The sequence below is a fragment of the Prosthecobacter algae genome, assembly GCF_039542385.1.
Lineage (GTDB): Bacteria > Verrucomicrobiota > Verrucomicrobiia > Verrucomicrobiales > Verrucomicrobiaceae > Prosthecobacter > Prosthecobacter algae.
The window spans coordinates 17,197-43,509 of record NZ_BAABIA010000017.1; the positions used below are offsets into that span (position 1 = coordinate 17,197).

General features: G+C 62.4%; 21 protein-coding genes and 1 tRNA gene. 11 read left to right on the forward strand and 11 right to left on the reverse strand.

Annotated elements, in window-relative coordinates; all coding sequences use genetic code 11:
- Positions 1-28 precede the first annotated feature (28 nt).
- On the reverse strand, positions 29-199 hold the full coding sequence (locus ABEB25_RS24070; RefSeq protein WP_345739016.1) for a hypothetical protein: 171 nt from the start codon (positions 197-199) through the stop codon (positions 29-31).
- Between the two features lie 74 nt (positions 200-273).
- A complete protein-coding gene (locus ABEB25_RS24075) occupies positions 274-495 on the reverse strand; it encodes a hypothetical protein (RefSeq protein WP_345739017.1) in 222 nt (73 codons plus the stop codon).
- 1,272 nt (positions 496-1,767) lie between these two features.
- On the opposite strand from ABEB25_RS24075, the gene ABEB25_RS24080 reads away from it, so the two are divergent.
- The 4 genes from ABEB25_RS24080 (at position 1,768) to ABEB25_RS24095 (ending at position 3,658) form a co-directional block, all read left to right on the forward strand.
- Positions 1,768-1,840 (forward strand) — tRNA-Ala (locus ABEB25_RS24080).
- A gap of 85 nt (positions 1,841-1,925) precedes the next feature.
- Complete coding sequence (locus ABEB25_RS24085; RefSeq protein WP_345739018.1) at positions 1,926-2,180, forward strand: hypothetical protein; 255 nt, start codon at positions 1,926-1,928, stop codon at positions 2,178-2,180.
- 89 nt (positions 2,181-2,269) lie between these two features.
- Entirely contained in the window at positions 2,270-2,704 is a 435-nt protein-coding gene (locus tag ABEB25_RS24090) for a hypothetical protein (RefSeq protein WP_345739019.1), read from the forward strand.
- A 180-nt stretch (positions 2,705-2,884) separates the two neighbouring features.
- On the forward strand, positions 2,885-3,658 hold the full coding sequence (locus tag ABEB25_RS24095; protein WP_345739020.1) for a hypothetical protein: 774 nt from the start codon (positions 2,885-2,887) through the stop codon (positions 3,656-3,658).
- Positions 3,659-3,784: 126 nt separating this feature from the next.
- Here ABEB25_RS24095 and ABEB25_RS24100 read toward each other — a convergent pair whose 3' ends face one another.
- Positions 3,785-3,958 carry a toxin-antitoxin system protein gene (locus ABEB25_RS24100; protein ID WP_345739021.1) on the reverse strand — a complete coding sequence of 58 codons (174 nt, stop codon included), beginning with the start codon at positions 3,956-3,958 and terminating at the stop codon, positions 3,785-3,787.
- A gap of 277 nt (positions 3,959-4,235) precedes the next feature.
- Between ABEB25_RS24100 and ABEB25_RS24105 the strand changes: the two genes are divergently transcribed.
- On the forward strand, positions 4,236-5,534 hold the full coding sequence (locus ABEB25_RS24105; RefSeq protein ID WP_345739022.1) for a PQQ-dependent sugar dehydrogenase: 1,299 nt from the start codon (positions 4,236-4,238) through the stop codon (positions 5,532-5,534).
- Between the two features lie 769 nt (positions 5,535-6,303).
- Here ABEB25_RS24105 and ABEB25_RS24110 read toward each other — a convergent pair.
- The 5 genes from ABEB25_RS24110 to ABEB25_RS24130 form a co-directional block, all read right to left on the reverse strand.
- Entirely contained in the window at positions 6,304-6,939 is a 636-nt protein-coding gene (locus ABEB25_RS24110) for a hypothetical protein (RefSeq protein ID WP_345739023.1), read from the reverse strand.
- A gap of 423 nt (positions 6,940-7,362) precedes the next feature.
- A complete protein-coding gene (locus tag ABEB25_RS24115) occupies positions 7,363-7,803 on the reverse strand; it encodes an NYN domain-containing protein (RefSeq protein WP_345739024.1) in 441 nt (146 codons plus the stop codon).
- 756 nt (positions 7,804-8,559) lie between these two features.
- Positions 8,560-11,064, reverse strand: coding sequence for a tetratricopeptide repeat protein (locus ABEB25_RS24120; protein WP_345739025.1), 2,505 nt, complete (start codon positions 11,062-11,064; stop codon positions 8,560-8,562).
- Between the two features lie 68 nt (positions 11,065-11,132).
- Positions 11,133-11,570 carry an ExbD/TolR family protein gene (locus tag ABEB25_RS24125; protein WP_345739026.1) on the reverse strand — a complete coding sequence of 146 codons (438 nt, stop codon included), beginning with the start codon at positions 11,568-11,570 and terminating at the stop codon, positions 11,133-11,135.
- Positions 11,571-11,596: 26 nt separating this feature from the next.
- Positions 11,597-12,421, reverse strand: a complete 825-nt coding sequence (locus ABEB25_RS24130; protein ID WP_345739027.1) for a MotA/TolQ/ExbB proton channel family protein — start codon at positions 12,419-12,421, stop codon at positions 11,597-11,599.
- 255 nt (positions 12,422-12,676) lie between these two features.
- On the opposite strand from ABEB25_RS24130, the gene ABEB25_RS24135 reads away from it, so the two are divergent.
- Complete coding sequence (locus tag ABEB25_RS24135; protein WP_345739028.1) at positions 12,677-13,537, forward strand: sugar phosphate isomerase/epimerase family protein; 861 nt, start codon at positions 12,677-12,679, stop codon at positions 13,535-13,537.
- A gap of 370 nt (positions 13,538-13,907) precedes the next feature.
- Here the strand turns inward: ABEB25_RS24135 and ABEB25_RS24140 are convergent, their stop codons facing one another.
- A complete protein-coding gene (locus ABEB25_RS24140) occupies positions 13,908-14,420 on the reverse strand; it encodes a putative molybdenum carrier protein (RefSeq protein WP_345739029.1) in 513 nt (170 codons plus the stop codon).
- Positions 14,421-16,111: 1,691 nt separating this feature from the next.
- On the opposite strand from ABEB25_RS24140, the gene vccD reads away from it, so the two are divergent.
- The 4 genes from vccD (at position 16,112) to vccA (ending at position 22,358) form a co-directional block, all read left to right on the forward strand.
- Positions 16,112-16,852: a Verru_Chthon cassette protein D gene (gene vccD, locus ABEB25_RS24145; protein WP_345739030.1), complete on the forward strand. Its 741-nt coding sequence runs from the start codon at positions 16,112-16,114 to the stop codon at positions 16,850-16,852.
- 83 nt (positions 16,853-16,935) lie between these two features.
- Positions 16,936-17,463, forward strand: coding sequence for a Verru_Chthon cassette protein B (gene vccB, locus ABEB25_RS24150; RefSeq protein ID WP_345739031.1), 528 nt, complete (start codon positions 16,936-16,938; stop codon positions 17,461-17,463).
- Positions 17,460-18,509 carry a Verru_Chthon cassette protein C gene (vccC, locus tag ABEB25_RS24155; RefSeq protein WP_345739032.1) on the forward strand — a complete coding sequence of 350 codons (1,050 nt, stop codon included), beginning with the start codon at positions 17,460-17,462 and terminating at the stop codon, positions 18,507-18,509. Before vccB ends, vccC begins: the two co-directional genes overlap by 4 nt.
- A gap of 57 nt (positions 18,510-18,566) precedes the next feature.
- Complete coding sequence (gene vccA, locus ABEB25_RS24160) at positions 18,567-22,358, forward strand: Verru_Chthon cassette protein A (protein WP_345739033.1); 3,792 nt, start codon at positions 18,567-18,569, stop codon at positions 22,356-22,358.
- A 1,479-nt stretch (positions 22,359-23,837) separates the two neighbouring features.
- Here vccA and ABEB25_RS24165 read toward each other — a convergent pair.
- Positions 23,838-24,215 carry a VOC family protein gene (locus ABEB25_RS24165; protein ID WP_345739034.1) on the reverse strand — a complete coding sequence of 126 codons (378 nt, stop codon included), beginning with the start codon at positions 24,213-24,215 and terminating at the stop codon, positions 23,838-23,840.
- 237 nt (positions 24,216-24,452) lie between these two features.
- Between ABEB25_RS24165 and ABEB25_RS24170 the strand changes: the two genes are divergently transcribed.
- Complete coding sequence (locus ABEB25_RS24170; RefSeq protein WP_345739035.1) at positions 24,453-25,502, forward strand: hypothetical protein; 1,050 nt, start codon at positions 24,453-24,455, stop codon at positions 25,500-25,502.
- 27 nt (positions 25,503-25,529) lie between these two features.
- On the opposite strand, the gene ABEB25_RS24175 is transcribed toward ABEB25_RS24170, so the two are convergent.
- On the reverse strand, positions 25,530-25,865 hold the full coding sequence (locus ABEB25_RS24175) for a hypothetical protein (RefSeq protein WP_345739036.1): 336 nt from the start codon (positions 25,863-25,865) through the stop codon (positions 25,530-25,532).
- Between the last annotated feature and the right edge of the window lie 448 nt (positions 25,866-26,313).

Sequence of the window (26,313 nt, forward strand, 5' to 3'; positions counted from 1 at the left end):
GGAAAAAGGCGAGCTACAGGGAGGGGCATCATTTCCCATTTTTTTCGGATGTTCGCGGCGGGGGCTCCGGCGGGCTCGCCTTCAGCCCCAGGCAGCGGCGCAGCAGAAGGTTGGCAAAGTTCGTCAGGCTGCGGCCCTGCGGGCGGGCACGGCGGCGCAGTTTCTCAGCGAGGTCAGTATCGAGTCGGATGCGGGACATGGGCAGGAGGGGCGGTTTCAGGGGTGGCGGGGTTTCGAAAAAAAGACGGGCGGGAAAAAACGCCCGGCAGGGCCTCAGCGGCTGGCAGCCCCAGGCCGCTGGGCAGGCAGGCGCGGCCCAGGCCGCAGAGCGTGCGCCCCCTCCACCGGCAGCCCCGGCGAACGTGCGCGACCGCCAAAGAGCACCGCCTTCAGGTGGGCCCCAGGACGGCGACCCGCCAGACGCGCATCGGCCTCGAAAAGGCGGCGTTCCTCCGGGTTAAGCTCGTTTTGGAACTGCTGAATGATTGCGTTCATAGTGAATGAATAATTTTTATCGAAAGCCAGAAAAGCCGCAAGGCGCAAAAGTGAATAATTAATTAAATACTGAACTGTTCAGTCACAGAAAAACAGGCCGCTTACTGGCGTCGAACGCCCCTCCGCACCGCCCAGGCAGGCGCTACCCCACGCCCCAGGTCAGGGCCGCCCCCGGCAGCACCCACCCGCCTCCCAGGCCGCCCCGCAGCCCAGAGAGGCAGCGTGCAGGGAGGGAGTGCGGGCCAGTTGTTTTCATGGGCCAATGTTCACCCGAACACACATGCTAATCGAGCAAAATGTCGCACTACCAGTATCTCCACTTTGCCCTTGACGCTCCCCTTCCCCTCTTCCCGAAAACGCCACCTGCACGGGTGCTCAGGCGCGGCAAAAAAGCACACACGCACCGTCCCCCCAAACCCCACGCCCTGGCGGGCGCAGCTACGCCCTGTGGCTGCCCGCACCCCGCACGTGGGATGGCCGTACCGCCACCGCAAAGCGTCCTCGACTGCGCCAGTCCTCTGGCGCTTTCGAAAGATCTCACGGCACCGTCAAGCCCCCTTGCCACACTTCCTGTTAATCCTTCCCGCGACTGCGGGACTGTGAATCCTGCCAAAAAGCCCCCCACACTCCACCCAACCTCCGTCCGCCCCCAACTCCCCAAGGAGCGGGACTTGCCAAGTCCCGGCCACTGAATCCGCGCACGATCTCACACCCACTCTCAGAGAATGGCAAAACCAGGCTGTCAAAGAGGGCTTATTAATAAGCACGCTTTTTGTTAGTCCGGGAAAACACATCTTCCACCTCACCTCTTTTCACCATCCACCATCCCAAACCACGGGACTTGGCAAGTCCCGCTCCTTGGGCTCAAACTTTGGGTCGGCCTACCCCTCTACTCCCGCCAGCTCTGCAGGTGTCTAGCCTTTAGGCGATCTGGAGAAGGCCCGGCAGGCCATGGGGTCGCCTAAAGGCTACACACCAGCAGACCGAACAAACCCGCCCTCATCCGCCCCTTGCAACACTTCCTGTTAATCCTGCTCATCCTGTAATCCTGTCTAAAAAATCCCGCCGCCCCCCGATCCCCGTCCGCCCCAACACCCCCAAACCACGGGACTTGGCAAGTCCCGCTCCTTGGGGGCATCCCCGTCATCCCCACTTTCCGTGTCTTCCGCCTCTTCCGTGGTTGGCCCTCCCCGCCCTGCTCCCGGCAAACAGCGCTGGACACCCCGGCGGCCTTGTTATACTTTTCGTTACCCAGGCCGCACAGGCCACGCCGGGGCTTTAGCTCAGTTGGTAGAGCGCGTCGTTCGCAATGACGAGGTCAGGGGTTCGAATCCCCTAAGCTCCACGGCAGGATCCTAGGCGACCGCGCCAAGGCAGGCAGAAAAACGAAACATCCGGCCAGGCTGGAAAATCCGAATTTTTCTTTAACCATGCCCCTCTTTGCCCGCCCCACCGGTGTCCCTTCTGAAAACGCCGAACTCGCCACCCACCAGTTGCAAGGCTGGCTGGATACCCTAAACCCCGAAGAATACACCCTGCTGGAAGAAGAACTGCGTGCCGAGCCCACCACCAGCGACCGCCCCATGGTCACCCGCACCAATGCCGAGATCGACCGCCTCAAAACCCTGTACGCCTCCCCAGAAGGCGAAGAAGCCTGGAGCCTCGTGGTGAAAAGCCGGCTGTAGGGTGGCTGGGGCTTCTCGAAATCATGGAGCCGATTCAAAGGCGTAGAGAACCGCCCTCACTTGACGTGCGTGCTAGGGTTGCGGCCTCCATGAAGAATCTTATTCTCATTGCCTCCCTTTCCCTCAGCACCCTTGCGGTAAATGCTGCTGATTTTGATGCACGCGCTGCCTTCGGATCTGCCCCTGGTCGTGATCTCGATGCGGCCCTGAAGCGCGCTCAAAAAGACGGCAAGAAAGTCTTTGTGGCAGTCTATGACCCCAAAGGCGACTACAACAACCAGGGGCTTCAGATCAAATACTTCACCGATCTGGAAGAGACCAAAAAACTGCTGAAAGAAAACTTCGTGGTCGTTTTGCTCCCTGTCGGTCACAAGGATCTGGCCAACATCACTTCCGGCACAAATCTTGAACGCCCCCGGTTCTTCCTCCTGTCCTCGACTGGCCAGAAAATTAAAGACGATACGCTGGCCCAGAATGCTGAATACGCACTGAAGGTCGTCAAGGAACTCGTCGCTCTGCCATAATCATAATATCATCGGCATCCCCCTTGAACTCCAGTGCGGAGATCAAGGGGATTGACCGATGTGTTCCCCTCGATGGCTGATATTCAAAATTCAGCTTCGTACTTGGTCTTGGGTGGTGAGTGCCATCGGTAAGTAAGGTGTGCCGATGTGCCCTTGACGCCCGTGCTAGGGTTGCGCCCTATGTTCTCCCGCCTGCTCTTTGCCGCCGTATTGGGTCTCACCATCGGCCCGTGCTTTGCCGAAAGCCCGGACGAGATCCATGCCTCCTACCAGAAACGCGCGGCTGCGGCCTGTGAAAAGATTGATGCGGTTCTAAACAAGGAATGCACTGCCATTGCCGCAGACCGCGCCGCCCAGGGAGATACAGGGGCGGCGGCCACGATTGCCGAGCAGATGCGCCGGAAAATAGCTGGAGAGAGCGTGCCCGCTCCTCACTCTGCCATTGCCAGCCTTTTCATCATGTATGACTCCGCCAAACTGGCCGTCCTGCGGCCCGTCAAAGAGGCCAGCTTGAAGGAGATCGACGCCGAATTGCAGCGCCAAGGGAAGGATATGACCACGGTGGTGGCTCTGAGCCGGGTTCGAGAGGTCATCGCATCGACCACCAAAAAACCGGGGGAGGGCGACCAGGAAGGTAAACCTCAAAAGGTGGATGCCTCGAAGCTGGAACTCCTCTTTGTTCAGAAGACATGGCTAAGCACCGCGGGCACCAAATACTTTTTCGCGCCAGACAAGACCGGGCACCGCCTCCATGGGAATGACAAGACCCCGCTGACGTGGAAAATCTCCACAGGCGGAGTGGTTGAGGCTCAGGGGTTCATGTCCCCCGGGGAACCTGCGGTGTTCTTCTTCAAGTTCCAAGATGAGGATCACGGTATCTTCGGACGCCAGCACATCCGCTTCATGCGAGATCCCATCACATCCGAACGGGTGTGGGTCAAACCTGGGGCTTGATGCTCGTTTGTCAGTCAGACCTGGTGAGCCGTAGACTGCAAATCTGGCGCATTCTCGTTCGGGCATCATGCCCCCGTCACCCTTACCGGATGACGGTCATTTTAAACGCAGCGGAGAGGAAAAACCTCACGCTTCCGTCTTTTTCTTCGTCAGGCGGTCGTGGCGGAGGATGTCCTTGGCGATGAGGTTTTCCACATAGGAGGAGAAGGAGCGGCGATCGAGCTTGGCGATCTTTTTGCCCTCCTTCATGATCTTCTTGTCCACCGTGATGCAGGCCTGGTCTTTGGTTGTGAGTGCCATCGGTAAATAATGTGTGCCGATGTGACATTGTGCAAGTGTGTATTTAGGCCACCCATGAAGTTTTTTTCCGCCCAGAGGAGGGCATGCTCCGGTTTTCAGTCTCCAGTCTCCGCTCATCCCCGTTTCTGCTTCCCCCCTTCCCCCGCTGCTGCGCGGACATTCTTTCAATAAAATTTAACTTCTTTATCGCGCCAAGGGTCAAATGGCACAATCCGTGCAGGCATGCACAGGGGAGTTTCGCCCCCGCCGCCGTCTTCACCCGCATCCCCGCCCTGCCATGTCGCGCCGCCCTCTGCCCCACGCCGCCTGCCTTGCCCTCGCCGCCCTGCTGCACCTCGGCGGCGGTGTGGCCCATGCCGTGCCCGAGGCCCTGCCGGGCGATGGACTGGCCCCGGAGGCCCCCCTGGCCCCGCCGGTGCCGGCGCTGGAAATCCCGGAGGACACCCTGCCGGGCATCGGCCTCAGCCGCCTCGTCTTCGACCGCGAATTCGACTCGCCCGTGGCCCTCAGCACCGCCCTGCCGGACAGCGGGGGCGAGCAGATCCTGGCCCTGCAGCGCGGGGAGTTTTGCGCGGTGAAACTGGATGGCAGCGGCCAGTGGCGCAGCTTTCTGGACTTCCGCCCGCGCATGGCCGGCATCGTCCTTTTTGAGGAGGGCGTGCACGGCATCGCCCTGCACCCGCAGTTTGAAAAAAACCGCCTATTTTACCTCAGCTACACGCAGAATGATCCGCGCCGCACCGTGATCAGCGAGATGCGAGCCACGGAAGGCGAGGCCCCCACGGCCCTGCCGGAGACGGAGCGCGTGCTGCTGGAGATCCCCCAGCCGCTGGCGGACCACTGGGGCGGCCACATTACCTTCGGGCCGGATGGCCACCTTTACATCGCGCTGGGCGATGGCGGCCTGCGCAGCGATCCCTACCGCCTGGCGCAAAACCCCTGGGTGCTCCACGGTAAGATCCTGCGCCTGGATGTGAACACCCGCAGCGGCCGCCTGCCCTACGGCATCCCGGCGGATAACCCCTTTGCGCACGAGCAGACCGTGCGGCCGGAGATCTTTGCCCTCGGCTTTCGCAATCCCTGGGGCCTCGCCTTTGACCCCCACACCGGCCATCTCTGGTGCGCCGATGTGGGCCAGGACCTGTGGGAGGAGATCAACCTCGTGAAAAAAGGTGCCAACTACGGCTGGAGCGACCGCGACGGCCCCACCACGCCGGATTTCCACCCGCAGCCCCTCATCCCCGGCACCGCCACCACGGACCCCGTGCACGCCTACACCCGCCTGCGTGGCGAGGGCCTGTGCATCGTGGGCGGCCACACCTACCGGGGCGAAAAAATGCCCGCTCTCCAGGGCATGTACCTCTTTGCCGACTGGGGCTACGGCACCGTCTGGGGCCTGGAGATGGATGCGCTGAACGAGCGCGCCACACGCCGCCTGGTGCTGCACCGCCGCGCCGAATCCACCAAGCTGAACCCCACCCTCATCACCCCCGATGCCGAGGGCGAGCCCATCCTCCTCTCCCAGGAAGGCAGCCTCTACCGCATCGAATACATCGAGGCCATCTCCGCCGAGTAGCCCGCGCCGCAGGTGAAAAACCGCCCCCCTGCCGATGATTTGTAGGTCGTGAGGGCGGACGGAGCGTGGGGGGAATGAGGCAGGCTTTTTTTTAGACAGGATTCACCGTCCCGCAGTCGCGGGAAGGATTAACAAGAAGTGTGACAAGGGGTCGGACGTGGGAATTCATTTTCAACCACGGAAGATTCGGAAGACACGGAAGGTGAGCTTGACCGGGAAGCCCCCAAGGAGCGGGACTTGCCAAGTCCCGTGGTTTGGGGGTGTTGGGGATTTGGGGCGAACGAGAATCGGGGGCGGAATGGGGGCTGTTTTTTACAGGATTGACACGATTTCAGGATTAACAGAAAGTGTGGCAAGGGGGCGAACGGGGGCGTGAGAGCTTTTCGAAAGCGCCAGAGGACTGGCGCACTCCAGGACGCTTCGCGCCATCTTGACCTTTGACCTGGATGCCTTAGTCGAAGAGTAGGTTAGGGATGCTGCGCATCCGGATGTTTTAGGATGCGGACAAAGTGTCCGCGCTCCCCTCGCGTTGAGCGGCGGACGTGGTCAAGTGAACTTATCGAAAGCGTCAGAGGACTGGCGCACTCCAAAACGCTTCGCGCCATCTCAACCTTTGACCTTTGACCTTTGACCTTTGACCTTTGACCTTTGACCTTTGACCTTTGACCTTTGACCTTTGACCTTTGACCTTTGACCTCGCACTGAGCACTTATCCCCTCTCCTCTGCTTTCCCCATTTCTCCTTTCTTCTTTCTTCCCCCGCCCCCTCCCTACCTCGTCATCACGGCAAAGCGCCACACCACCAGCATGCCCACGCCGCACCAGATCATCCACTCGCCCATTTGGCGGGTGCGGGCATCGTAGGTGGGGTATTCGCCCTCCGGGTGGCGCTCTTTTGAAAAAGCCAGCGAGGCCCCGATGAGGATGCCCACCAGACCGCCGAGCAGCACGGAGACCCAGCCCAGGATCACCTGCCAGCGCGCCGCTGGTCTGCCCAGGGACAGCACCTCCATCGCCTCGGCCGCCTTTGCCTCCGTCGCTGCCGGTTGGATGCCGCGCCCCGCTGCCAACCGCCGCGCATGCACCACCACAAAAGGGTCCCACTCCAACGGCGTGGCCAGGATTTCCAGCAGCTCCTCGTCGGTGGAACTGTGCAGAAAGTGGTCCCCCGGCAGCTCCGTCTCCGCAAAGGAAGCCTCCAGGGCCGCACGCGCCGCCTTCACCTCCGTCCAGGGCACCATCACCAGCATGTCTGCCGGGTAATCGCCGCGCCCCACCTCCGTGATGTCGAACCCCGCCCGCGTGCCCGCCACCCGGTGCGGCACCCCCGCCGCCGTCAGCGTCTCCACCACCGCCACCAGTTCGTCCCCGCTCTTCGTCCGCACCAGTTCAAAGGAATCGCTCATTCGGGCAGAGAATCATAGCGGGTGGGGGAGGGCAAGTGCTCAGTGCGAAAGTCAAAGGTCAAAGGTCAAAGGGTCAAAGGGTCAAAGGTCAAAGGTCAAGGGGTCAAGGGGTCAAGGGGTCAAGGGGTCAAGGGGTCAAGGGGTCAAGGGGTCAAAGGTCAAGAAGCCGCGGAGCGTCCTGGAGTGCGCCAGTCCTCTGGCGCTTTCGAAAGGTCTCACGCCTCCGTTCGCCCCATGGCCACACTTCTTGTTAATCCTGAAAATCGTGTCAATCCTGTCAAAAAACGCCCCGTATCTCCCCAATCCCTCGTTCGCCTCACCTTGACCCACCTTGACCCACCTTGACCCACCTTGACCCACCTTGACTGCCTTGACTGCCTTGACTGCCTTGACTGCCTTGACTGCCTTTCCCCCCCATCCCCCTCACCTCCGTTTGCGGATCGCCTCGCCCAGGGCGCGTTCGGCATCCTCGCACATCGTCTTCAGCATCTCCGGGCTGGTCCAGTCCGCCCCGCAGGCCAGGATGGTCTCGCGCACCATGCCATCGGCAGAGACCACCTGCATGGGGTGCAGCTTAGCGTAGCGGTTGGCCAGGCGCTCCAGCAGCATGTCCGCCGTCGTCGCCGCCTCCGCATAGATCACCTGCAGGCCCTCGGGTTCGCGCTCCTCGCTGCGCTGGGAGTGCGTGCCATCAAAGACCACCACCACCTGCTTGCCGCTCATGTCCTGGTAGGTGCGCAGGCGTTTCATCAGCTCCAGCCGCGCCAGGTGCCGGCGGCTGGCGTTGCGCTGCTCACGCTTCAGCTCCGGCCAGGCGTGCATCACGCTGTGACCGTCCACAAGCAGGTAAGAAATCGAAGGCATGACGTCCGCGCATCCAACAAGCAAAGGGGGGAGCGGTCAAGGGGGGCAATGGGAAGGTTGAGGGTTGAGGGTTGAGGGTTGAGGGTTGATGAGGTCAAGATGACGCGGAGCGTCCTGGAGTGCGCCAGTCCTCTGGCGCTTTCGATGAGGTCTCCTGTAGCTGCCCGCGCCAGCGGGTGGTCGGCCTCGAAAGCTCTCACTCCTTCGAACCCTCCCATACCCCACGCCCTGGCGGGCGCAGCTACGCCGCCGCGAAGCGTCCTGGACTGCGCCAGTCCTCTGGCGCTTTCGATGAGGTCTCCGGCCCTCTTTCGCCTCTTGCAGCACTTTTTGTTAATCTTGCCAATCCTGGAATCCTGTCTAAAAAAAACCTGCCCCACTCCCTCGAGCGCCGTCCGCCCTCAAGACCTCCAAACCACGGGACTTGGCAAGTCCCGCTCCTTGGGCTGACCATCGTGACCTTGTGAAATCTCGAAAGCTGGAACGCCTTCGCAGCCCCCAAAACCCACGCCCGGGCGGGCGCAGCTACGCCCTGTGGCTGCCCGCGCCAGCGGGTGGTCGGCCTCGAAAGCTCTCGCACCCTCGAACCCTCCAAACCCCACGCCCTGGCGGGCGCAGCTACGCCGCTGCGGCGCCATCTTGACCGCTTGACCGCTTGACCGCTTGACGCCTTGACGCCTTGACGCCTTGACGCCTTGACGCCTTGACGCCTTGACGCCTTGACGCCTTGACCTCTTGACTGCGTTCCGCAGCCCCCTACTTCACCCCATATCGCGGATAGCGCTCCTTCAGCAGCTTGCGGAACTCGTCCGCCTTGGCGGCCTGACCGGCTTTATCCAGGGCGCGGGCGGCCTTGTCCATGGCTTCCGGGGTCACTTCTTCATCGTCAAAAAACTGCGCGGGATACATGAACTTGCCCGCCGCCGCCTTGTACTTCTCCAGCGCGGCGTTAGCATCGCCCGCCTTCTCCAGCTTCTCGCCGGCGGCCAGGGCCACATCGCCTTCCAGGATCAGCAGCAGCGCCTGCGGTTTGCCGTCTTTGGCAAAGCCCAGCCCTTCCTGCGCCACCTTTTCCGCATCCTCGATCTTGCCCAGGCCCAGCAGCGCCCGGCCCTTCGTCATCAGGCTGCGGGCACGCACCGCGCTCTCGGGCGTCACGGCCAGGAAATGATCCGTGGCCTTGATGGCCGCCTCGTACTCCTTCGTTTCCAGGTTGGCCATGCCCAGGTAGTTCCACACGCGGGGGTCCGTATTTTCAGGCGTTTCCGGCGTGGTGGCCAGCGTCAGATACTTCGTCGAGCGCGCATACTGCTTCGCGTCATAGAGCTTCAGTCCCAGCCAGGAAACCACATTCGGCGGGATGTTCGCATTCGGGTTCGCCTTGCGATAGTCGTCGATGACGGTGCTGAGGGCGTCCATATTTTGCTGCGCGTAGGAGGCCAGCATCAGCATCTGGCTGGCGCGGTCCAGGTTCGCCGCCTTGTCCGTCTCGATGGCCTTTTGCAGCGCCGGGATGGCCTTGTCCCAGTCCTTCTGGTCGAAGTAACCGCGACCGATGCCATACCACGCCTGCCCAGCCGCCTGGCTGCGGGGATACTTCTTCACCAGCATCTCAAAGGCCGCCACCATGGCCTTCGGATCCCGCTGCTCCATGGCGATGAGTCCTAACTGCAAGTAGGCAATTTCCGCCGCATCGGAGTTGGTGAACTCCTTCACCACGCGCTGAAAGTCGCCCACGGCCTTCGGCAGATCCTTCGCCTCGCGATAGGCCAGACCGCGCCGGGCCAGGGCCTTCGGCTTGAACTCATGCGCGGGGTGCTCCGCCAGGAACTGGGTGAAAGCGCCCACGGCTTCCTGATGGCGAGCCGCCTCCGCCAGGGCCCAGCCTTTGTTGAAAAGCGTGCCCGGCTGCAGCTTCACCGGCAGCTTTTCAATCTGCACCTCCACATAGCTCTCTGCCGCCTTCGCGTACTCGCCTTTGTTAAAGTAAAAGTCCGCCCGGATCAGCCGCGCCAGATTCAGGAACTCATGCTGACTGCGCGTCTGCAGGTGGCGCTGGATAAAGGCCGTCGCAAAGTCGCCCAGGTCCTTGTCATCCAGCAGGTAAAAGCAGTACAGCTTCCAGTAGCCGGCCTCGAAGGCTTGGTCACTGCCGGGGTAGCCTTCCTCGATCATGAGGTACACCTCCACCGCACGGGCATAGGCCTTTTTCATGCGGTAGGCATTGCCCACCAGCAGCAGCATCTTCGGCCGCGTTTCGCCCTCCGGCAGCACGCCGGAGTTGCGATTGTAATTGTCGATCACGCCATCGTAGTCGCCTTTGGCAAACAGCGCCTGCACCACACCCACCAGGGAGATGCTGCGGTTCACCGGCGTGGTTTCTGGGTAGCTCAGCGCCTTTTCAAACAGGGGCACTGCCTCATCTGGCTTACCCGTCTCCGCATACAGCACGGCGGCCTTTACGCTGGCCTCGGAAAGCACGGCGTTGTCCTTGCTCAGCTTCAGCAGCTCTTGGAAAAGCGGCAGCGCCTCCGCCTTTTTGTCCTCCGCCAGATACAGCGTGCCCAGCATCAGCAGCCCTGCCTCGCGGTACGGATTTTCCGTCGTCACCGCCAGCACGGACTGCAGCGCCGCCACCTGCCGCTTGCCATCGGAAAGCATCTGGTAGGCACGCGCTCGGTTGTAGGCCGCCGCCAGCCGCACCTGTGGCAGGGGCGACTTCGACTCCGCAAAGGCAAACTGCCGCGCCGACTCCTCAAAGTCTTTCGCATTGAATCGCATGGCCCCCAGGCGATACGCCGCCGAGGGCGCACCGTCCGAGTTCGGGTAGCGGCTAACGACTTCTGTGTAATACGCCTCCGCCACCTTGAGCTGGTTCTGCTTCATGTAGCACTCGCCGATGCGGAACAGCGCCAGCGGCACCTGTGCGCCGGAGGGATAATTTTGCAGATACTGGCCAAAGGACTGCGCCGCGATGGCGAATTCCCCGCGGTCATAGATCATGTTCGCGTAGTCGATCAGGTCCTGGTCTGGCGACTTCGGCTTCGGCGGCGCGGGTGGCTGCGCAGGCTGGGCCGGGGCGGCGGGCTGGCCGGGCTGCGCAGGCATCGTGCTAGGGTCCACCGGGATCGCCCGTGGGATCGGCTTTTGCACCTCGTCCTCCTCCACCGGGATGGCGCGGGGCACCCCCTGGCCAAAGGCCGCAACGGCCCCCAGCAAAGGCAGGAAAATCATCAGTCGTGGCAGATCGTAACAGCGCATCTCAGTTCTTCAGGGGCTTCCTTTTCAGGCTCAGTTCAGGGGACAACGTCACAGGGGTGTGGGCCACTTTACTTCGGGGTTTCCGTCTCCGGCTTTTGCGTGGCAAAGGCGATGTTGTAGATGCCCGCCTTCTGGCAGGCATTCAGCACATTGATGATGTATTGGAAATCAGCCACCTGATCCCCACGCAGGATCACGGCCTGGTCTTTGTAAATGGAAGTGATGTTCTTCAGCTTCACCAGCAGCTCCTCCTCCGTCAGCGTCTGGCCATTGACGATGATCTCGCCGCCGGATTTGATGTTCACCACGATCTCGCCCACGTTGCGGATCTCCTCCTTCTTGTCCTCCTTCTCATCCGCCGCCGGCACGCTGATGTCCAGCACCTGCTCGTTCTTCGCGTAGTGCGAGGTCACGGCAAAAAAGATCACCAGCAGGAACAGCACATCCACCAGCGGCGCGAGCTGCATGGGCGTGGGTTCGATGGAATGCTGTTTGCGAAAGTTCATGGTCGTTCAGGGGGCTGCCGCATTGCTTACTCCCCAGTGCGGTTCACCACCGCGCGGGCCGCCCGCTTGTACTGCACGGCCAGCAGGGCCATCAGGTGCGTGGTTGCCGCCTCCATCTCGCAGATCAGGCGGTTCACCTTGCCACGGAAGATGGCGTAGAAAATCAGTGCCGGGATGCCGATCACCAGGCCCGAGGCCGTGCACAGCAGCGCCTCAGACACCCCCTGGGCCAGCCCTAGCTGGTTAGACCCGCCGTATTCCTTGCCCGAGATCGCGTGGAAGGTGGTGATCATCCCCAGCGTCGTGCCCAGCAGCCCCAGCATCGGTGCCACCGCACCCACATCGCCCAGGTAGGCGATGCGTGCCAGCAGCAGGCTGGACTGGCGATTGCCCTCCGCCTCCGTCACTTCCTTCACCTCTTCAAAGCTCGCCGTCGGGTTCCGCGTCGCAAAGTCCAGCGTCTTCGCCGTGATGCGGGCGATGCACTCATTGCGGCGATTGCACACCGCCAGCAGCCCCAGGTAATCTTGCTTGCGGATCAGAGCATCCGCCGAGTTCATGAAGGCATCGCTCACCACCGTGCCCTGCCGCACCGTGAAGGCGAACAGCACGATGAGAAACGCCGTGATCATGGAAAGAACAATCAGTGGGTAGGCCATCACGCCCGTGCTATCGATGAAGCCCTTCAGCGTCAGCGCATTGGCAAAAGGGTTTTCCGGATCCTCCGCCGCCGTCACCGTCGTCACCGCCGCCCCGGGGGCAGGTTCACCGGGCACGGTCACCATTGGCCGGGCCGCAGGGGCCGCTGGGGTCGCCGTTTGGGCCTGCGCCACAGGGGCCAGCCATGTCATCAGGACAGTCAAAAGGGCGAAAGCGAAAAAAGTAGGGCGATGCATGGGCGGGCGACAGTAGGCGCGAGGGTGAAGGATGCAAGAGACTAGAACCGACGGATTGAGACCTGTTTCCACGAAAATCCATCGGCTGAAAAGGCTTTTCGACCAGGAGGCGAGAAACAGGCCAGCAAGCAGCATACGGGCAAAAAAACACCGCTTTCCCACGGAAATTGGCTTTTCTTCCACGAATGTCCCCGCTTCCATAGGCTTCTCATGTTTTTCAGAATTGCTCTCACCCTCACCGCCCTGGCTCTCGCCATCAGCCCTCAGACGCAGGCCCAGGAAAAGAAATTCACCGCCAGCCCCGGCCTGCAGCTTTACAGCCTGCGCTCCAGCTTCAAGCTCAAGGGCGTGCCCCGCACCCTGGACAGCGTGAAATCCTTCGGCATCACCAATGTCGAGCTCGCCGGCACCTACGGCCTCAGCGCCGAAGCCTTCAAGCAGGAGCTCAGCAGCCGCGGGCTCAAAGCCGTCAGCGCCCACTTCCCCTACGCCCGCTGGAAAAACGAGCCCGAAGCCGTCGCCCAAGAGGCCAAGGCCCTGGGCCTGGAATACGCCGGCTGCGCCTGGGCCGATCACAAGGCCCCCATGGATGAACCCCAGGCCCGCGACATCGCCGCCACCTTCAACAAAGCCGGTGCCGCCCTGGCCAAAGAAGGCATCACTTTCTTTTACCACCTCCACGGCTTCGAATTCCGGCCCTGGAAAGACGGCGAAACCCTCGCCGACCTCATCATCAAGGAGACCGACCCCAAAAATGTGAAATTCCAGATGGACGTCCTCTGGGTCGTCTTCCCTGGCCAGGACCCCGTGAAGCTGCTGGAAAAATACGCCGGTCGCTGGGACCTCATGCATCTCAAGGACCTCAAAAAAGGCGTCGCCACCGGCGACCTCTCCGGCAAGACCGACGTGGAAAACGACGTCACCCTCGGCACCGGCCAGATGAACTGGCCCGCCATCCTCGCCGCTGCTGAAAAAGTCGGCGTGAAGTACTACTTCATCGAAGACGAAAGCTCCATCTCCGAAAAACAGATCCCCGCCAGCGTCCAGTTCCTGGGCAATGTGAAGTGGTAGGGGCTTTCGCTCGTTCGCTGCCCCGCGTAGCCCCCGTAGCCGCGCCCGCCAGGGCGTGGGGATTGGGGGGCGGAGTTGGGGGGATAGGACTTAGAGGTCGTATGGGGCCTATGTGTGGGAAGCTCGGAGTGTGTGACATCTTCGAAAGCGCCAGAGGACTGGCGCAGTCCAGGACGCTCCGCGGCAGTGTAGCTGCGCCCGCCAGGGCGTGGGGATTGGGGGGCGGAGTTGGGGGGATAGGACCTAGAGGTCGTATGGGGCCTAGGTTGGGGAAGCTCAGAGCGTAAGACCTTTCGAAAGCGCCAGAGGACTGGCGCACTCCAGGACGCTCCGCGCCATCTACACCTCATCAACCATCAACCATCAGCCCTCAACCATCAACCCTTGCCCCCATTTCTGCTTTTTCCGCCAGCCTCTCCAGCAGCCCGCGTATCATCGTGTACGCATAGGCCTGCGCCTCCGCCCGGCGGCTGGCGCGGGGACCGGCCACATTCAGGGTGCGCAGGTGCCGACGCTGCACAAAATCCAGCGCCAGCTCCGCCGCCCGGTCCGGCGTGATCTCCCAGCCATCGATCAGCCGATAGGGCCGCCGCGACTGCATGCAGTGAAACACCGTCAACTCCGTGCCGCCCTCCAGATCGCCAAAGTGGACGATCAGCGTGCCATCGGCCTCCTTCAGATTTTGCAGCGTCCGCGCCTTGTAGCCGCCCTGGGCCATCTCCCGCAGCGGGTAGCGGTCCGGGATGGTCCCCTCCTCATCCAGCCTGCCGGGCGGGCACCAGCCCCCGCAGGGAAAGCCCAGATCCAGGGCCGCATCCAGCGCGCCCCGGTCCACGCCCGTCTGGCCGCCGGAAAGGATGGTGATCGGAAAAGTAGGAGTCATCGGTTTCATCATCATCGTCAAAGCCCCCGCGCCTGGATTCCCCCATTCAGCCGACGCCTCCTTTAAAAGAGACCCACCGCAGCCCGAATGAAGCGCCCCCAGCACGCAAAAGCGCCCTCATCCTGGCTAAAAACCGCCACAAATCAACTGTTCATTAGAACATTTTAAAACGTGAAGCGGCCCAACTTCCGAAAAAATCTTTCCTCGTCCAATCGACCCCCATCTCACGCCCATCTCAAAACACCCTCAGCCAATCCTTTAGCCCACCCCGCCACTGCGAAGCGTCCTGGACTGCGCCAGTCCTCTGATGCTTTCGAAGAGGTCTCACGATCCGAGCTTCCCAGACATAGGCCCCATACGACCTCTAGGTCCTATCCCCCCAACTCCGCCTCCCCAAACCCCACGCCCTGGCGGGCGCAGCTACACTCGAAGCCTCCCCTTGTAGCTGCCCGCGCCAGCGGGTGGCCCGCCTCGAGAGGTCTCACTCACCTCGAGCTTCCCCAATCCCCACGCCCTGGCGGGCGCAGCTACACCCGAGGCCACCCCTTGTAGCTGCCCGCGCCAGCGGGTGGCCCGCCTCGAAAGCTCTCACTCCTTCGCCCCCCCAATCCCCACGCCCTGGCGGGCGCGGCTACACCCGAAGCCACACCCCGTAGCTGCCCGCGCCAGCGGGTGGCCCGCCTCGAGAGCTCTCACTCACCTCGAGCTTCCCCAATCACCACGCCCTGGCGGGCGCGGCTACACCCGAAGCCTCCCCTTGTAGCTGCCCGCGCCAGCGGGTGGCCCGCCTCGAAAGCTCTCACTCCTTCGCCCCCCCAATCCCCACGCCCTGGCGGGCACGGCTACACCCGAAGCCTCCCCTTGTAGCTGCCCGCGCCAGCGGGTGGCCTGCCTCGAAAGGTCTCGCACCCTCGAGCTTCCCCAATCACCACGCCCTGGCGGGCGCAGCTACACGGCCGCGAAGCGTCCTGGACTGCGCCAGTCCTCTGGCGCTTTCGAAAAGGTCTCACGCCCCCGTCCGCCATGGAGCGCGGGCGTCTCGCCTGCCGTTTCACGCGTCCTCGCGGGAAACCGTTCTCACACTCCGCAGCCCATGCCTGGCACCCCACAGCAGCCACCTCGGTTCACGGTCTTCGGCGGGACGCCGAACACAGCACGCGAGACGCGTGCGCTCCATCCCAAACCCCACGCCCCCCTGGCCACACATCTTGTTAATCCTGCCATCATGTTAATCCTGTAAAAAACGGCCCCCACTCCCCCCGATCCCCGTCCGCCCCAAACACCCCAAACCACGGGACTTGGCAAGTCCCGCTCCTTGGGGTCATCCCTCCATCGGAATCTCTTCCTTCCGTGTTTTCCGAATCTTCCGTGGTTGAAAATGAATTCCCACGTTCGCCCCCTTGCCACACATCTTGTTAATCCTGAAATCGTGTCAATCCTGTAAAAATAGCCCCCATTCCATCACCGATCCCCGTCCCCCCAAACACCCCAACTCCCAGAACTTGGCCAGTCCCGCCCCTTGGGCACGCCCTTGTTAACAAGAAAGGGTCCTCCCCTCCGCACCTCTGTAAACCCCGCGCCACCGCACAACTAAGCGAAATCTTTCTTCGTATGCACAGAATGTCATAAAAACACCAGAAATAATCAAATTTAGATTGAGCATTTCCGGCCATGTATTTACAAAGTAATACATGAGAGAGAAAATTCCCGCCAGCCCAAAGGCTGCCCCCCTGCCTCCTCACCGTGATTTTCTTCCGGTCACCCCCTTGCCAGAAGTCCAGACCTCGCGGCCCCCTCAGGCGTTCAGTATCAACATCGTTTCAAAGCGCCGTTCGGCCTTCACGTTGATCGAAATGCTGGTCGTGGTCTCCATTTCCACCATTCTCCTCACCCTCGCGGCCAATGTCGCCCAGGATGTCGTGGTGGCGAATCAGATCACCTCCGCCGGGGAGACCGTGATGGATGAATTCCGCCTCGCCCGCCACACCGCCATCGCCCGCGACCGCGTGGTGGAGGTACGCCTGTACCGCCCCACCGCCCTCAATACCTTTGGCGAGGCCCAGGGCATCAATTCCCTCCAGACCTTCATCTTTGATGAGGATAACAACCGCGCCACCCCCGTGCGCGAGGCCCGCCGCCTGCCGGAGGCCATCCAGATCAGCGAAAACACCACCCTCTCCTCCCTCATCACGGATGCCCGGATGAAAAACGACTGGAAGGAGGGCGATGAGCAGATCCCCCTGGCCGATGCCGGCACGGATTACACCGCCTACCGCGTGCGCTTCCTGCCCGATGGCAGCACCGACCTGGACACCCAGGAGCAGTGGTTCCTCACCCTTTATCCACGGTCCGTCCGCGAATCCCCGCCGCCGAACTACGTCACCGTCCAGATCAAGCCCGCCCGCGGCACCATCCGCCTTTACCGCCCCTGATTTCCCCCCGCCCAAAGGCCCCCTCAAGGGGTCCCCAAGGGCAGTCCACACCTGCGTTTAACCCACCAGCCCCCCCACTCCCCATGAAAACGTCCCTCCCCCCCAGGTCACGTCTCGGATTCTCCTTGGTTGAAGTTGTCGTCGCCATCGGCATCGCCGCCTCCACCATCACGCTGATGATCGGCCTCCTGCCCGCCGGGTTGTCGAACTTCCGCGATGCGCTGAATACCACCGTCACCTCGCAGATCGGCCAGCGCTTGCTGTATGAGGCCGGGCAGACGGACTACGCCGTGCTCACCGCCGCCCCCGCCACGAAGCCCACGCGCTACTTTGACGATGAAGGCACCGAGCTAGCAGATGAAACCGGGGCCATCTACCACGCCCTCACCCGCGTGCAAAATTCCACCGCCATCCCCAGCGCTGTGGGCGGTGCCGCGCAAAACAATCTGGCCACCGTCCTCGTCCAGGTCGTGCTGAATCCGGAAAACCGCCCCCTCACCCTGGCTGGTGCCCCCGTCGGCCCCACGGACCCGCCTGAAGGCACCCTGGACCCCACCCGCACCAACCAGAAATTCGCTACCTTCACCGGCCATGTCGCCAAAAGCCTATGAGCCACCCCACCTCCCATCCCCGCGCCCGGCGGCCCCTGCGGCCTGGCTTTACCCTGATCGAGCTGCTCGTCAGCATGACCGTGGTCACCATTCTCATGCTCATCTTCGCCACCCTCACGGATCGCACCGCCAATATCTGGCGCAGCACCCGGGGAAAAGTCAGCCAGTTCCAGCAGGCACGGGATGCGTTTGACACCATCACGCGCAATCTCTCCCAGGCCACGCTGAACACCTACCTGGACTATTACGACAGCACCGGCGCACGCCGCGATGCCAGCAACTCCGCCACCTTCCAGCCAGATCGCTACGGCCGCCATTCGGAGCTGCGGCTCCTCTCTGGCCCCGCCGCCCCCATGCTGGGCCAGCCCCCCGCCCAGTCCCCCGGCCACGCCCTTTTTTTTTACGCCCCCCTGGGCGAAACTGGCGCGCCCGCGAATACCGCCCTGCACCATCTGCTGAACCTCACCGGCTACTACATCACCTATGGCGAGGACACGGAGCGGCCCGACTTCCTGCCCACCGTGCCCACCTACGCCTTCCGCCTGCATGAGTTTAAACAGCGGACCGAAAACCTCACCCGCCCTGGGGGTGCCGGTGCCTGGCCACCGGATGTCACCAACCACCCCGATGCCCACGTCATCGCGCGAAACATCATCGCCATCACCTTCCTGCCCAAGCTGCCCTCCCAGGGCCCTGCCGGGGACCTTTCCATCGACAAGGATGGCAACGCCCTCGCGCCTAACTATCAGTATGACACCCTCACCGCAGGCCAGGCCGGCGTGCGCAAGGAGCTGAACAGCCTGCACCAGCTCCCCCCCATCATCGAGGTCACCATGGTCGCCATTGACGATGCCTCCGCCGAGCGCATCGGCCGGGAGGCAACCCCGCCGGATTTCGGCCTCGCCACCCTCTTTCAGAGTGCCGACCCCGCCGTGCGCAAGGCCGATCTGGAAACCCTCATCAACACCCTCCGCGCCCAGCGCCTGAATCCCCGCGTCTTCACCACCGAGGTCAGCCTGAAGTCCGCCAAATGGAGCCGCGAATAACCAACTTTGCTTCCATTTTAAACGCCTGCTTTCAACTTTCCCACTTCTCCCTTTCCCATGAAAACCCACCTCCACACACCCCGCCGCGGCGTGGCCCTGGTGCTCGTCATCGTCTTCCTGGCCTTGCTCACCGGCCTCATCGTCGCCTTCCTCTCCACCGTCAGCACGGAGTCCCAGGTGGCCACGCGGGCCGCCGCCACCAGCCGTGGGCGGGAGCTGATCGACAGCGTCAATGCCCTCGTCACCGGGCAGATCCGCGAGGCCACCTCCCAGGGGCCTGAGGTCGCCTGGGCCACCCAGCCCGGCATGATCCGCACCTACGGCACCCCAGATGCCAAAGCCTCCGCCGCGCCCCTGCGTTATTACAAACTCTACTCCGCCGAAAAACTCGTCTGGCAGCCTGCGGACGGCCCCTTCAATCCCACCGCCGAGGTGCCTGCCGGCTGGGCAGACAATCCCGCGCTGTACAATGACCTGAACCGCCCCGTCACCACCCTCACCGGTCAGGTGCGCTACCCCATCTTCCAGCCCCCTGCTACCACCCCGCCCGCAGATCCCGCCGCGCAGCCGCCCGTGGGCCTTACCCTGGGCACCCCGCCTCCGGCCAACAACGGCGCCGCCCCCGTGGCCACCATCAATCCCGCCCCCATGCCCGTGCGCTGGCTCTACGTCCTGCGGGATGGCCGCCTCACCTCCCCCACCCAGTCCAACCCCGCCGGGGCCGATGGCAGCGGGGCCACCGTGAGCTGGGAACCCGGCTCCCCAGATGCCCCCACCCCGGCCAACCCCATCGTCGGTCGCGTGGCCTTCTGGACGGATGACGAAACCAGCAAGATCAATATCAACACCGCTGCGGGAGATCACTGGACGGCCAATTCCCCCCTGGAAGCCGGTTCCTACTGGGACATGCCGCGCGTCACCTCCCAGTTCGACCGCCAGGCCCTGGCCAATTTCCAGCCCGCCCAGCGCGAATACCAGCGCTACCCCGGCCACCCCGCCACCACTTACCTCAGCGCCGCCATCCCCTCCCTCACTCGCGGCCAGATCGCCCAGATCGCCACCCGCGTCAGCTCCGGTGGCTCCCTCGGCGGCACCACCCTCGCCCCAGCCGCAGTCACGCTGGATGCGGATCGCCTCTATGCCTTTGAGGATGAGCTGATCTTTGACGACCTCCGCGCCGCCTCCCCCATCACCCCCGCCCAGCTTGAGCAGGCCCGCTTCCTCCTCACCGCCCACAGCCGCGCCCCAGAGGTGAACCTGCTGAACCAGCCCCGCATCGCCGCCTGGCCCGTCAGCGCCAATCCTGCCGATACCCACCGCAGCGCGTTCGATCGCCTCATCGCCTTCTGCTCCCGCATCGGTGGCCGCAGCTACATCTTTGACCGCCTCTATGCCGACAGCGCCACCGCCGACTACGCCGGGCGCAATGTCGAGCTCTACACCTACCTGCAGCGCCTCACCTCCGCCCCCATCCCTGGCTTTGGCGGCAGCTTTGCCAGCAAGTACGGCCAGGATCGCGACCAGATCCTGACGGAAATCTTCGACTACATCCGCAGCACCAACCTCTTTGACGATACCATCGAGCCTGAGCCCTACACCTACCCGACCCGGGGCAACCAGTTCACCGATGGCCGTGCCAACCGCACTGGGGCCCAGCCCGGCCACGGCCAGGTCACCCCCATCCGCATCGGCACCACCCAGGGTTTTGGCCGCTTCCTCACCCTTTCAGAAGTGGGCATGCACTTCATCGCCACTGCCGACTTTACCGTGCCGGACAGCAACATCGTGCCGAAAGACAACGAAGGCCAGGCCACGCCGAAACCCACCAACCGCACGCTCGGCTCCGGCGCCAGCGCCGTGAAGCTGAAGACGGGCGAACGCCGCATCGAGGCCATGCTCCTGCTGGAGGCCTTCTCCCCCAGCCAGGGCTGGGGCCCCCTGCGCCCTGACATGCAGATCCGCATCCGTGGGCTGAACACCCTCGCCGTCAATGGCACCAATCTCGGCTTCCCGGCGGAAGGCGTGCTCCGCATCGAGTCCAACGGCGGCTACCACAGCCGCATGTGGGGTGGCCACTCCGGCACCCGCTTCATGCTCAATGGCCGCCGCCTGCCCGCCCGTGGCGTCATGCCCGCTGATTCCGGCCACAACGTGAACAACTCTTACCCCTTCGTCAGCATGCCTATCACCGTCATCGTGCCGCCCACCGGCACCATGCAGTTCAGCGGCGGCGAAATCACGGTCGAGCTGTTCTCGGATTCCCTGCCCGGTGGCGGCCAGTACGATGCCCTCGCTGGCAAGACCCCCGTGCAGACCCTTTCCATCAATCTCCCCGGCGGCACCTTCCCCGTGCCCCGCCTGGCCATGGCTGGCACCGTTTACCCCCCCTCCACCACCGATACCCAGTCTGTGGAAACCCTCCGCGAATTCTGGTGGACCTTCTCCCGCGATGGCGCGCTGGCCGGGTTCCCCAGCTTCATCGGCACCGCCAATGTCCCCGCCGCCGCCGCAGGCCGCATCCACCGCACCGCCGCAGATCCCGGCTCCCGCACGGCCCCTCGTTCCGGGAACCCCATCCACTTTGTCAATGGCACCCCCAGCGATGTCGTGCGCACCGTCCAGGTCGGCCATGGCGACTACCGCCTGCTCGCCGCCCAGGCCGCCCCGCCCGCCAGCCTGTGGGAAAAACACCGCTACTACGACAACACCGCCCAGTTCAATGCCCACTCCCTGCAGGAGGCCACGGGCAGCAACTACATGGCCGGGGCCGATGACCAGGCCGGGGCCTACGTGGCCGGTGCCCCCTACAACGGCAACAAACGCCCCGACATCCCCTTTGCCTCCATCGCCCTCGCCCAGGCCGGTGGCGACTGGGACACCGGATCTGCCGCCGTGCAGGATGGCCCCTACATCAACAAACCTGACGAAGGCAACAACTACCGCGACAACAACGGCGTGCCTTACTTCGATGCCAACCAGGCCCACGAAACCACCGGCCCCACCTTCTTTTCCCCCAACCGCCAGATGCCCTCCGCTGGCATGTTCGGCTCCCTGCCTAACCAAGTGAAGGCTGGCAAACCCTGGTCCACCCTGCTCTTCCGCCCAGACCCCACCGGCCTCCACATCGGTGCCCAGAGCCCGCCCGACCACCTCCTCATGGACCTCTTCTGGATGCCCATCGTCGAGCCCTACGCCATCTCCGAGCCCCTCTCCACCGCCGGCAAGATCAACCTGAACCATCAGATCGTCCCCTTCACCTACATCGACCGCACCACCGCCCTCCGCGCCCTCCTGCGCAGCGAGCGCGTGCTCGCCGTCCCCACCACCACGGCCAATGTTTACAAGTCCTCCACCGTCGCCACCAACTACCGCCAGGAGATCAACGCCGACGAAACGCTGAAACAGTTCAAACAACGCTTCGACAGCGGCGACCTCTTCCGCAGCCCCAGCGAGATCTGCGCCATGTACCTCGTGCCGCAGAATGCTACCCTGGAAGGCATGCCCGCCTTCTGGGAAACCCACAAGCTCACCGCCGACAACAGCCGCGAGCACCCCTACGCCACCCTGTACCCACGCCTCACCACCAAGTCCAACACCTACCGCGTGCACTACCGCGTGCAGTCCCTGCAACAGCGCAGCCGCAGCCGTGGGGACGATGCCGATGCCTGGGCCACCTGGGAAGAAGGCAAGGACCGCATCGTCGCCGAAAACCGCGGCTCCTCCATCATCGAACGCTACATCGATCCCGGCGACCCCACCCTCCCCGACTTCGCCACCACCCCCAACACCCCCCTCGACCCCTTCTACCGCTTCCGCATCATCGGCAGCACCAAGTTCGGGCCGAAGTGAGGGCGGAGGCAAGGCGTCAAAGGTCAAAGGTCAAAGGTCAAGGCGTCAAAGGTCAAAGGTCAAGATCGCGCGAAGCGTCCTGGACTGCGCCAGTCCCCTGGCGCTTTCGAAAAGCTCACTCGGCTTCGTCCGCTGCGGGGCCCGAGAGGAGCGTGGGCATTCGCTTCGCGGCTTCGCACCTGCCCGCATCCTAAAACATCCGGACGCGCAGCGTCCCACTCCCTCCGTCCACCCATCCATTTCCGACCTCCCCACGCACTCCCTTGCCACACTTCCTGTTAATCCTGAAATCGTGTTAATCCTGTAAAAATAGCCCCCATTTCATCACCAACCCCCATCCGCCCCAGCCCCCCAAACCACCGGACTTGGCAAGTCCCGCTCCTTGCGCTCAAACTTTGGGTCCGCCTACCCCCCGTTCCCGCCAGCTCTGCTGGTGTGTAGCCTTTAGGCGATCTGGAGAAGGTCCGGCAGGTCATTGCGTCGCCTAAAGGCTACACACCAACAGACCCAACAAACCGTCCCACGCCCACCCCCTTGCCACACTTCCTGTTAATCCTGCGATCTTGTTAATCCTGTAAAAAAGCCCCCATTCCATCACCAACCCCCATCCGCCCCAAACACCCCCAAACCACGGGACTTGGCAAGTCCCGCTCCTTGGGGTCTTCCCCGTCATCGGAACCTCCCCCTTCCGTGTCTTCCGAATCTTCCGTGGTTGAAGATCCATCCCGCTCAGAGTAGCCCGCTCATAAGGTAGCCCGCTCAGTCCCTGAGCGGTAAGCAACCTCGAAGCCCCCAAGCCCCCACTTTCCAGCCTCACCGCGCCGATGGAACCCTGTGCATCCATCTTCATTCCCGCGGCAGTCCATCGCCCTTCGCAACGGCTGTCCGCACAGCGACTGTCCGGGCTACTTTTCACCCCGCTCATAGTAGCCCGCTCAGTCCCTGAGCGGTAAGCAGCCTCGAAGCCCCCAAGCCCCCACTTTCCAGCCTCACCGCGCCGATGGAACCCTGTGCATCCATCTTCGCTCACGCGGCAGTCCATCACCCTTCGCAACGGCTGTCCGCACAGGGACTGTGCGGGCTACTTGTCACCCCGCTCATTGTAGCCCGCTCAGTCCCTGAGCGGTAAGCAGCCTCGAAGCCCCCAAGCCATCCTTTCCAGCCTCACCGCGCCGATGGAACCCTGTGCATCCATCTTCGCTCACGCGGCAGTCCATCACCCTTCGCAACGGCTGTCCGCACAGGGACTGTGCGGGCTACATTTTCACCCCGCTCATTGTAGCCCGCTCAGTCCCTGAGCGGTAAGCAACCCCGAAGCCCCCAAGCCCCCACTTTCCAGCCTCACCGCACCGACGGAATCCCTGTGCATCCATCTTCGCTCACGCGGCAGTCTATCACCCTTCGCAACGGCTGTCCGCACAGGGACTGTGCGGGCTACTTTTTCACCCCCGCTCATGGGCAGAATTCAAAAAACGCAGCTCACAGCGGCACCCGATGGCAGACCTCAAAGCGGTTCCCACACGGGTCCTCAAAAAACACCGCGTAATAACCCGGCTCATAGGCCAGCGGCCCCTCCACGCGACGCGCCCCAGCCTGGATGGCCACCAGCGCCAGTTCATCCACGGCCTCCACCGATTCTGCCCGGAAGGCCACCCGGTTCTCATTCGCCACATGCGTGGCAGATTCCGTCACGCCCAGAAACTCCGTCACGCCATGTCCTGCGGCCTCAAACTGCAGCCAGCCCTCAATGGCCTGCCGCCGCGTAAAGCCCAGCGCAGGCAGCAGCGTTTCATAAAAAGGCGTCGCATCAGCCAAGTTAGGGACACGGAGGTCCAGGTGATCATAGATTCGTCGCATCGTATCAAAGGGGGGTGGGGGGATGAGGCGGGCGCGCCACCTCATTCATCCATCGTTCCAAACCGGCTGCCTGGTCGTGCGAAAAAACCATGACCAGCGGCCTTTCGATGCCTCCTCAACACGTGATAAAACAGAGCACGGAAAAACCGAAGCGTGTTGCCTAGAAAAGGATTGCAGCACCCTGAATCAGCTTATTCTTGGATTGCCTAAAGCTCGGCAAAAAAATTCGAAAGGTTTATGAAACACGCGATTCACCACCTGACTATTTTATGCTTTTTGTTAGGCCTCTCAACCGCCCATGGCTTTGATCCCGTCACCTTCATTGCCTCAGACAACCGATCCAGATTCACGCTGATCTCAGAAAAGGAAATCGAGTTCACGGAAGGCCAATCCACACTTTTGGGACAGTACAGCCTCCAACCGAACAAGACCATCCGCGTCACCATCCCGATTTTGGGCAGCGTCCAGGTGCGCTATTTGCAACCCGAAGGCCCCAACTTCCGTGAAAACAAAAAGCTGTTTATTCCAGAGAGCGCCTACGCCGAATTCCTCCGCCAACGCGAGCAAGCCAAGCAGCAGGAAGCTGCCATGAAGGAAAAAATCAAGGCCGACAATGCCGCCTTGCTGAAGGAATCCATGAAGAACCACCAGCAACTGGAGACCTTTGTGGACGTGAACGGAGAAACCCGATGGGTGCTTTACGACAGCATGCTTGCCATTCGGGAACCAGGCATTGAGGAAAAGCAAATTTGGTTCGGCCTCATGGGCACCATCGGCCCATCATTGACCCCCAATGTATTGAGCATTCACGATCGAAAACTTGAGTTCCCCACGGCGAAGGAGAAAGACGCAGCCGCCCTCAGAATAGACTCCGCCGTTCTGAAATGGCACTCCAAATATGCAGGGCTGAGATATCAAAGATCAACGAATGTGAATGTGCGCATTCCAAAATATCGCGACCTGCCTAAAAACCCCAACATCGAAGGTTTATGGGTCCAAAAGATTCAGACGCCTGAGGGCCTGAGAGAGATGGCCAAATTTCGAGTCGTTAGCACCCCCCAAGGGTTCACCATGACCTCCGAATCCCCAGGCGTAGAGGTGAAAATTTTTGACATCGCTCACACGGTAAACCCCGCTGGTGATCAATGGACCTTTAAATCAGATTGGGGCCAATTGGGAGTCGCTGAATTTAAACTCGAAAAGTTCAATCAAGTTCAGTTTGAAGGCTACTCTTACTTGAATGGATCGTTTGCGGATTACAACCTATTCCTCCGCGTAGAACCCTGATTGAGCAGGCATCCTCCTATCATCGGCCTACCTCGGGCTCTCGTAAAAGATGTAGTTCGTCGAGTGGTCGCTGAACTCAAAGTACACCCGCTTCTCGCCATTGTTCTTCACGCCGTCCAGGTTCTCATCCAGCACGCCGTAGCCAAAGCGGTAGGGGCGGGCCACGACATCCGTCGTCGCCGTGGCCGTGGTCAGCTTGTCCACCTGGATGAACTTCCGCACCAGCTTTTCCCCCGCATAGACCTCGAGGATACCATTCACCCCCGTCCAGTTTTGGATCGAGCGGCTCATCTGGTTTTGCGATTCCTGAGTGCAGGCCGGGATCAGAGCAAGGAGGCACAGGGCCAGAAAAGGTTTCATCATGCCCATTCATTCGTTTCCCAGCCCCAAGCTGCGAGTAGAAAACACCGCTTTTTTTCCAATAACAAAAAGTAGGCCCAGGATCTCAAGCTTCCCCCACGCCCCCAAGGAGCGGGACTTGCCAAGTCCCGCCTCTTTGAACCTGCCCCGTACCCTCCCCCACCGTCCGCCCCAACCCCCCCGAGAGGAGCGCGGAGATTCGCTTCGCGGCTTCGCACCTGTCCGCATCCTAAAACACCGGACGCGAAGCGTCCCACTGCCCCCCGTAGCTGCCCGCGCCAGCGGGTGGCCGACCCCGAAAGGTCTCAACCCTCCCCCCCAATCCCCACGCCCTGGCGGGCGCAGCTACACCCCGTAGCTGCCCGCGCCAGCGGGTGGGCCTCGCCGCAGCCGCAAAGCGTCTTGCCACCCCCGTAGCTGCCCGCGCCAGCGGGTGGCCCTCGCCGCAGCC

Bases quoted from the DNA above. Each gene is read 5' to 3' on its own strand.
- ABEB25_RS24070 (WP_345739016.1), bottom strand. From the start codon at position 199: ATGTCCCGCATCCGACTCGATACTGACCTCGCTGAGAAACTGCGCCGC.
- ABEB25_RS24130 (WP_345739027.1), bottom strand. From the start codon at position 12,421: ATGACATGGCTGGCCCCTGTGGCGCAGGCCCAAACGGCGACCCCAGCG.
- vccA (WP_345739033.1), top strand. From the start codon at position 18,567: ATGAAAACCCACCTCCACACACCCCGCCGCGGCGTGGCCCTGGTGCTC.
- ABEB25_RS24125 (WP_345739026.1), bottom strand. From the start codon at position 11,570: ATGAACTTTCGCAAACAGCATTCCATCGAACCCACGCCCATGCAGCTC.
- ABEB25_RS24105 (WP_345739022.1), top strand. From the start codon at position 4,236: ATGTCGCGCCGCCCTCTGCCCCACGCCGCCTGCCTTGCCCTCGCCGCC.
- vccB (WP_345739031.1), top strand. From the start codon at position 16,936: ATGAAAACGTCCCTCCCCCCCAGGTCACGTCTCGGATTCTCCTTGGTT.
- ABEB25_RS24170 (WP_345739035.1), top strand. From the start codon at position 24,453: ATGAAACACGCGATTCACCACCTGACTATTTTATGCTTTTTGTTAGGC.
- vccD (WP_345739030.1), top strand. From the start codon at position 16,112: ATGAGAGAGAAAATTCCCGCCAGCCCAAAGGCTGCCCCCCTGCCTCCT.
- ABEB25_RS24085 (WP_345739018.1), top strand. From the start codon at position 1,926: ATGCCCCTCTTTGCCCGCCCCACCGGTGTCCCTTCTGAAAACGCCGAA.
- ABEB25_RS24110 (WP_345739023.1), bottom strand. From the start codon at position 6,939: ATGAGCGATTCCTTTGAACTGGTGCGGACGAAGAGCGGGGACGAACTG.
- vccC (WP_345739032.1), top strand. From the start codon at position 17,460: ATGAGCCACCCCACCTCCCATCCCCGCGCCCGGCGGCCCCTGCGGCCT.
- ABEB25_RS24115 (WP_345739024.1), bottom strand. From the start codon at position 7,803: ATGCCTTCGATTTCTTACCTGCTTGTGGACGGTCACAGCGTGATGCAC.
- ABEB25_RS24090 (WP_345739019.1), top strand. From the start codon at position 2,270: ATGAAGAATCTTATTCTCATTGCCTCCCTTTCCCTCAGCACCCTTGCG.
- ABEB25_RS24100 (WP_345739021.1), bottom strand. From the start codon at position 3,958: ATGGCACTCACAACCAAAGACCAGGCCTGCATCACGGTGGACAAGAAG.
- ABEB25_RS24075 (WP_345739017.1), bottom strand. From the start codon at position 495: ATGAACGCAATCATTCAGCAGTTCCAAAACGAGCTTAACCCGGAGGAA.
- ABEB25_RS24175 (WP_345739036.1), bottom strand. From the start codon at position 25,865: ATGATGAAACCTTTTCTGGCCCTGTGCCTCCTTGCTCTGATCCCGGCC.
- ABEB25_RS24095 (WP_345739020.1), top strand. From the start codon at position 2,885: ATGTTCTCCCGCCTGCTCTTTGCCGCCGTATTGGGTCTCACCATCGGC.
- ABEB25_RS24140 (WP_345739029.1), bottom strand. From the start codon at position 14,420: ATGACTCCTACTTTTCCGATCACCATCCTTTCCGGCGGCCAGACGGGC.
- ABEB25_RS24120 (WP_345739025.1), bottom strand. From the start codon at position 11,064: ATGCGCTGTTACGATCTGCCACGACTGATGATTTTCCTGCCTTTGCTG.
- ABEB25_RS24135 (WP_345739028.1), top strand. From the start codon at position 12,677: ATGTTTTTCAGAATTGCTCTCACCCTCACCGCCCTGGCTCTCGCCATC.
- ABEB25_RS24165 (WP_345739034.1), bottom strand. From the start codon at position 24,215: ATGCGACGAATCTATGATCACCTGGACCTCCGTGTCCCTAACTTGGCT.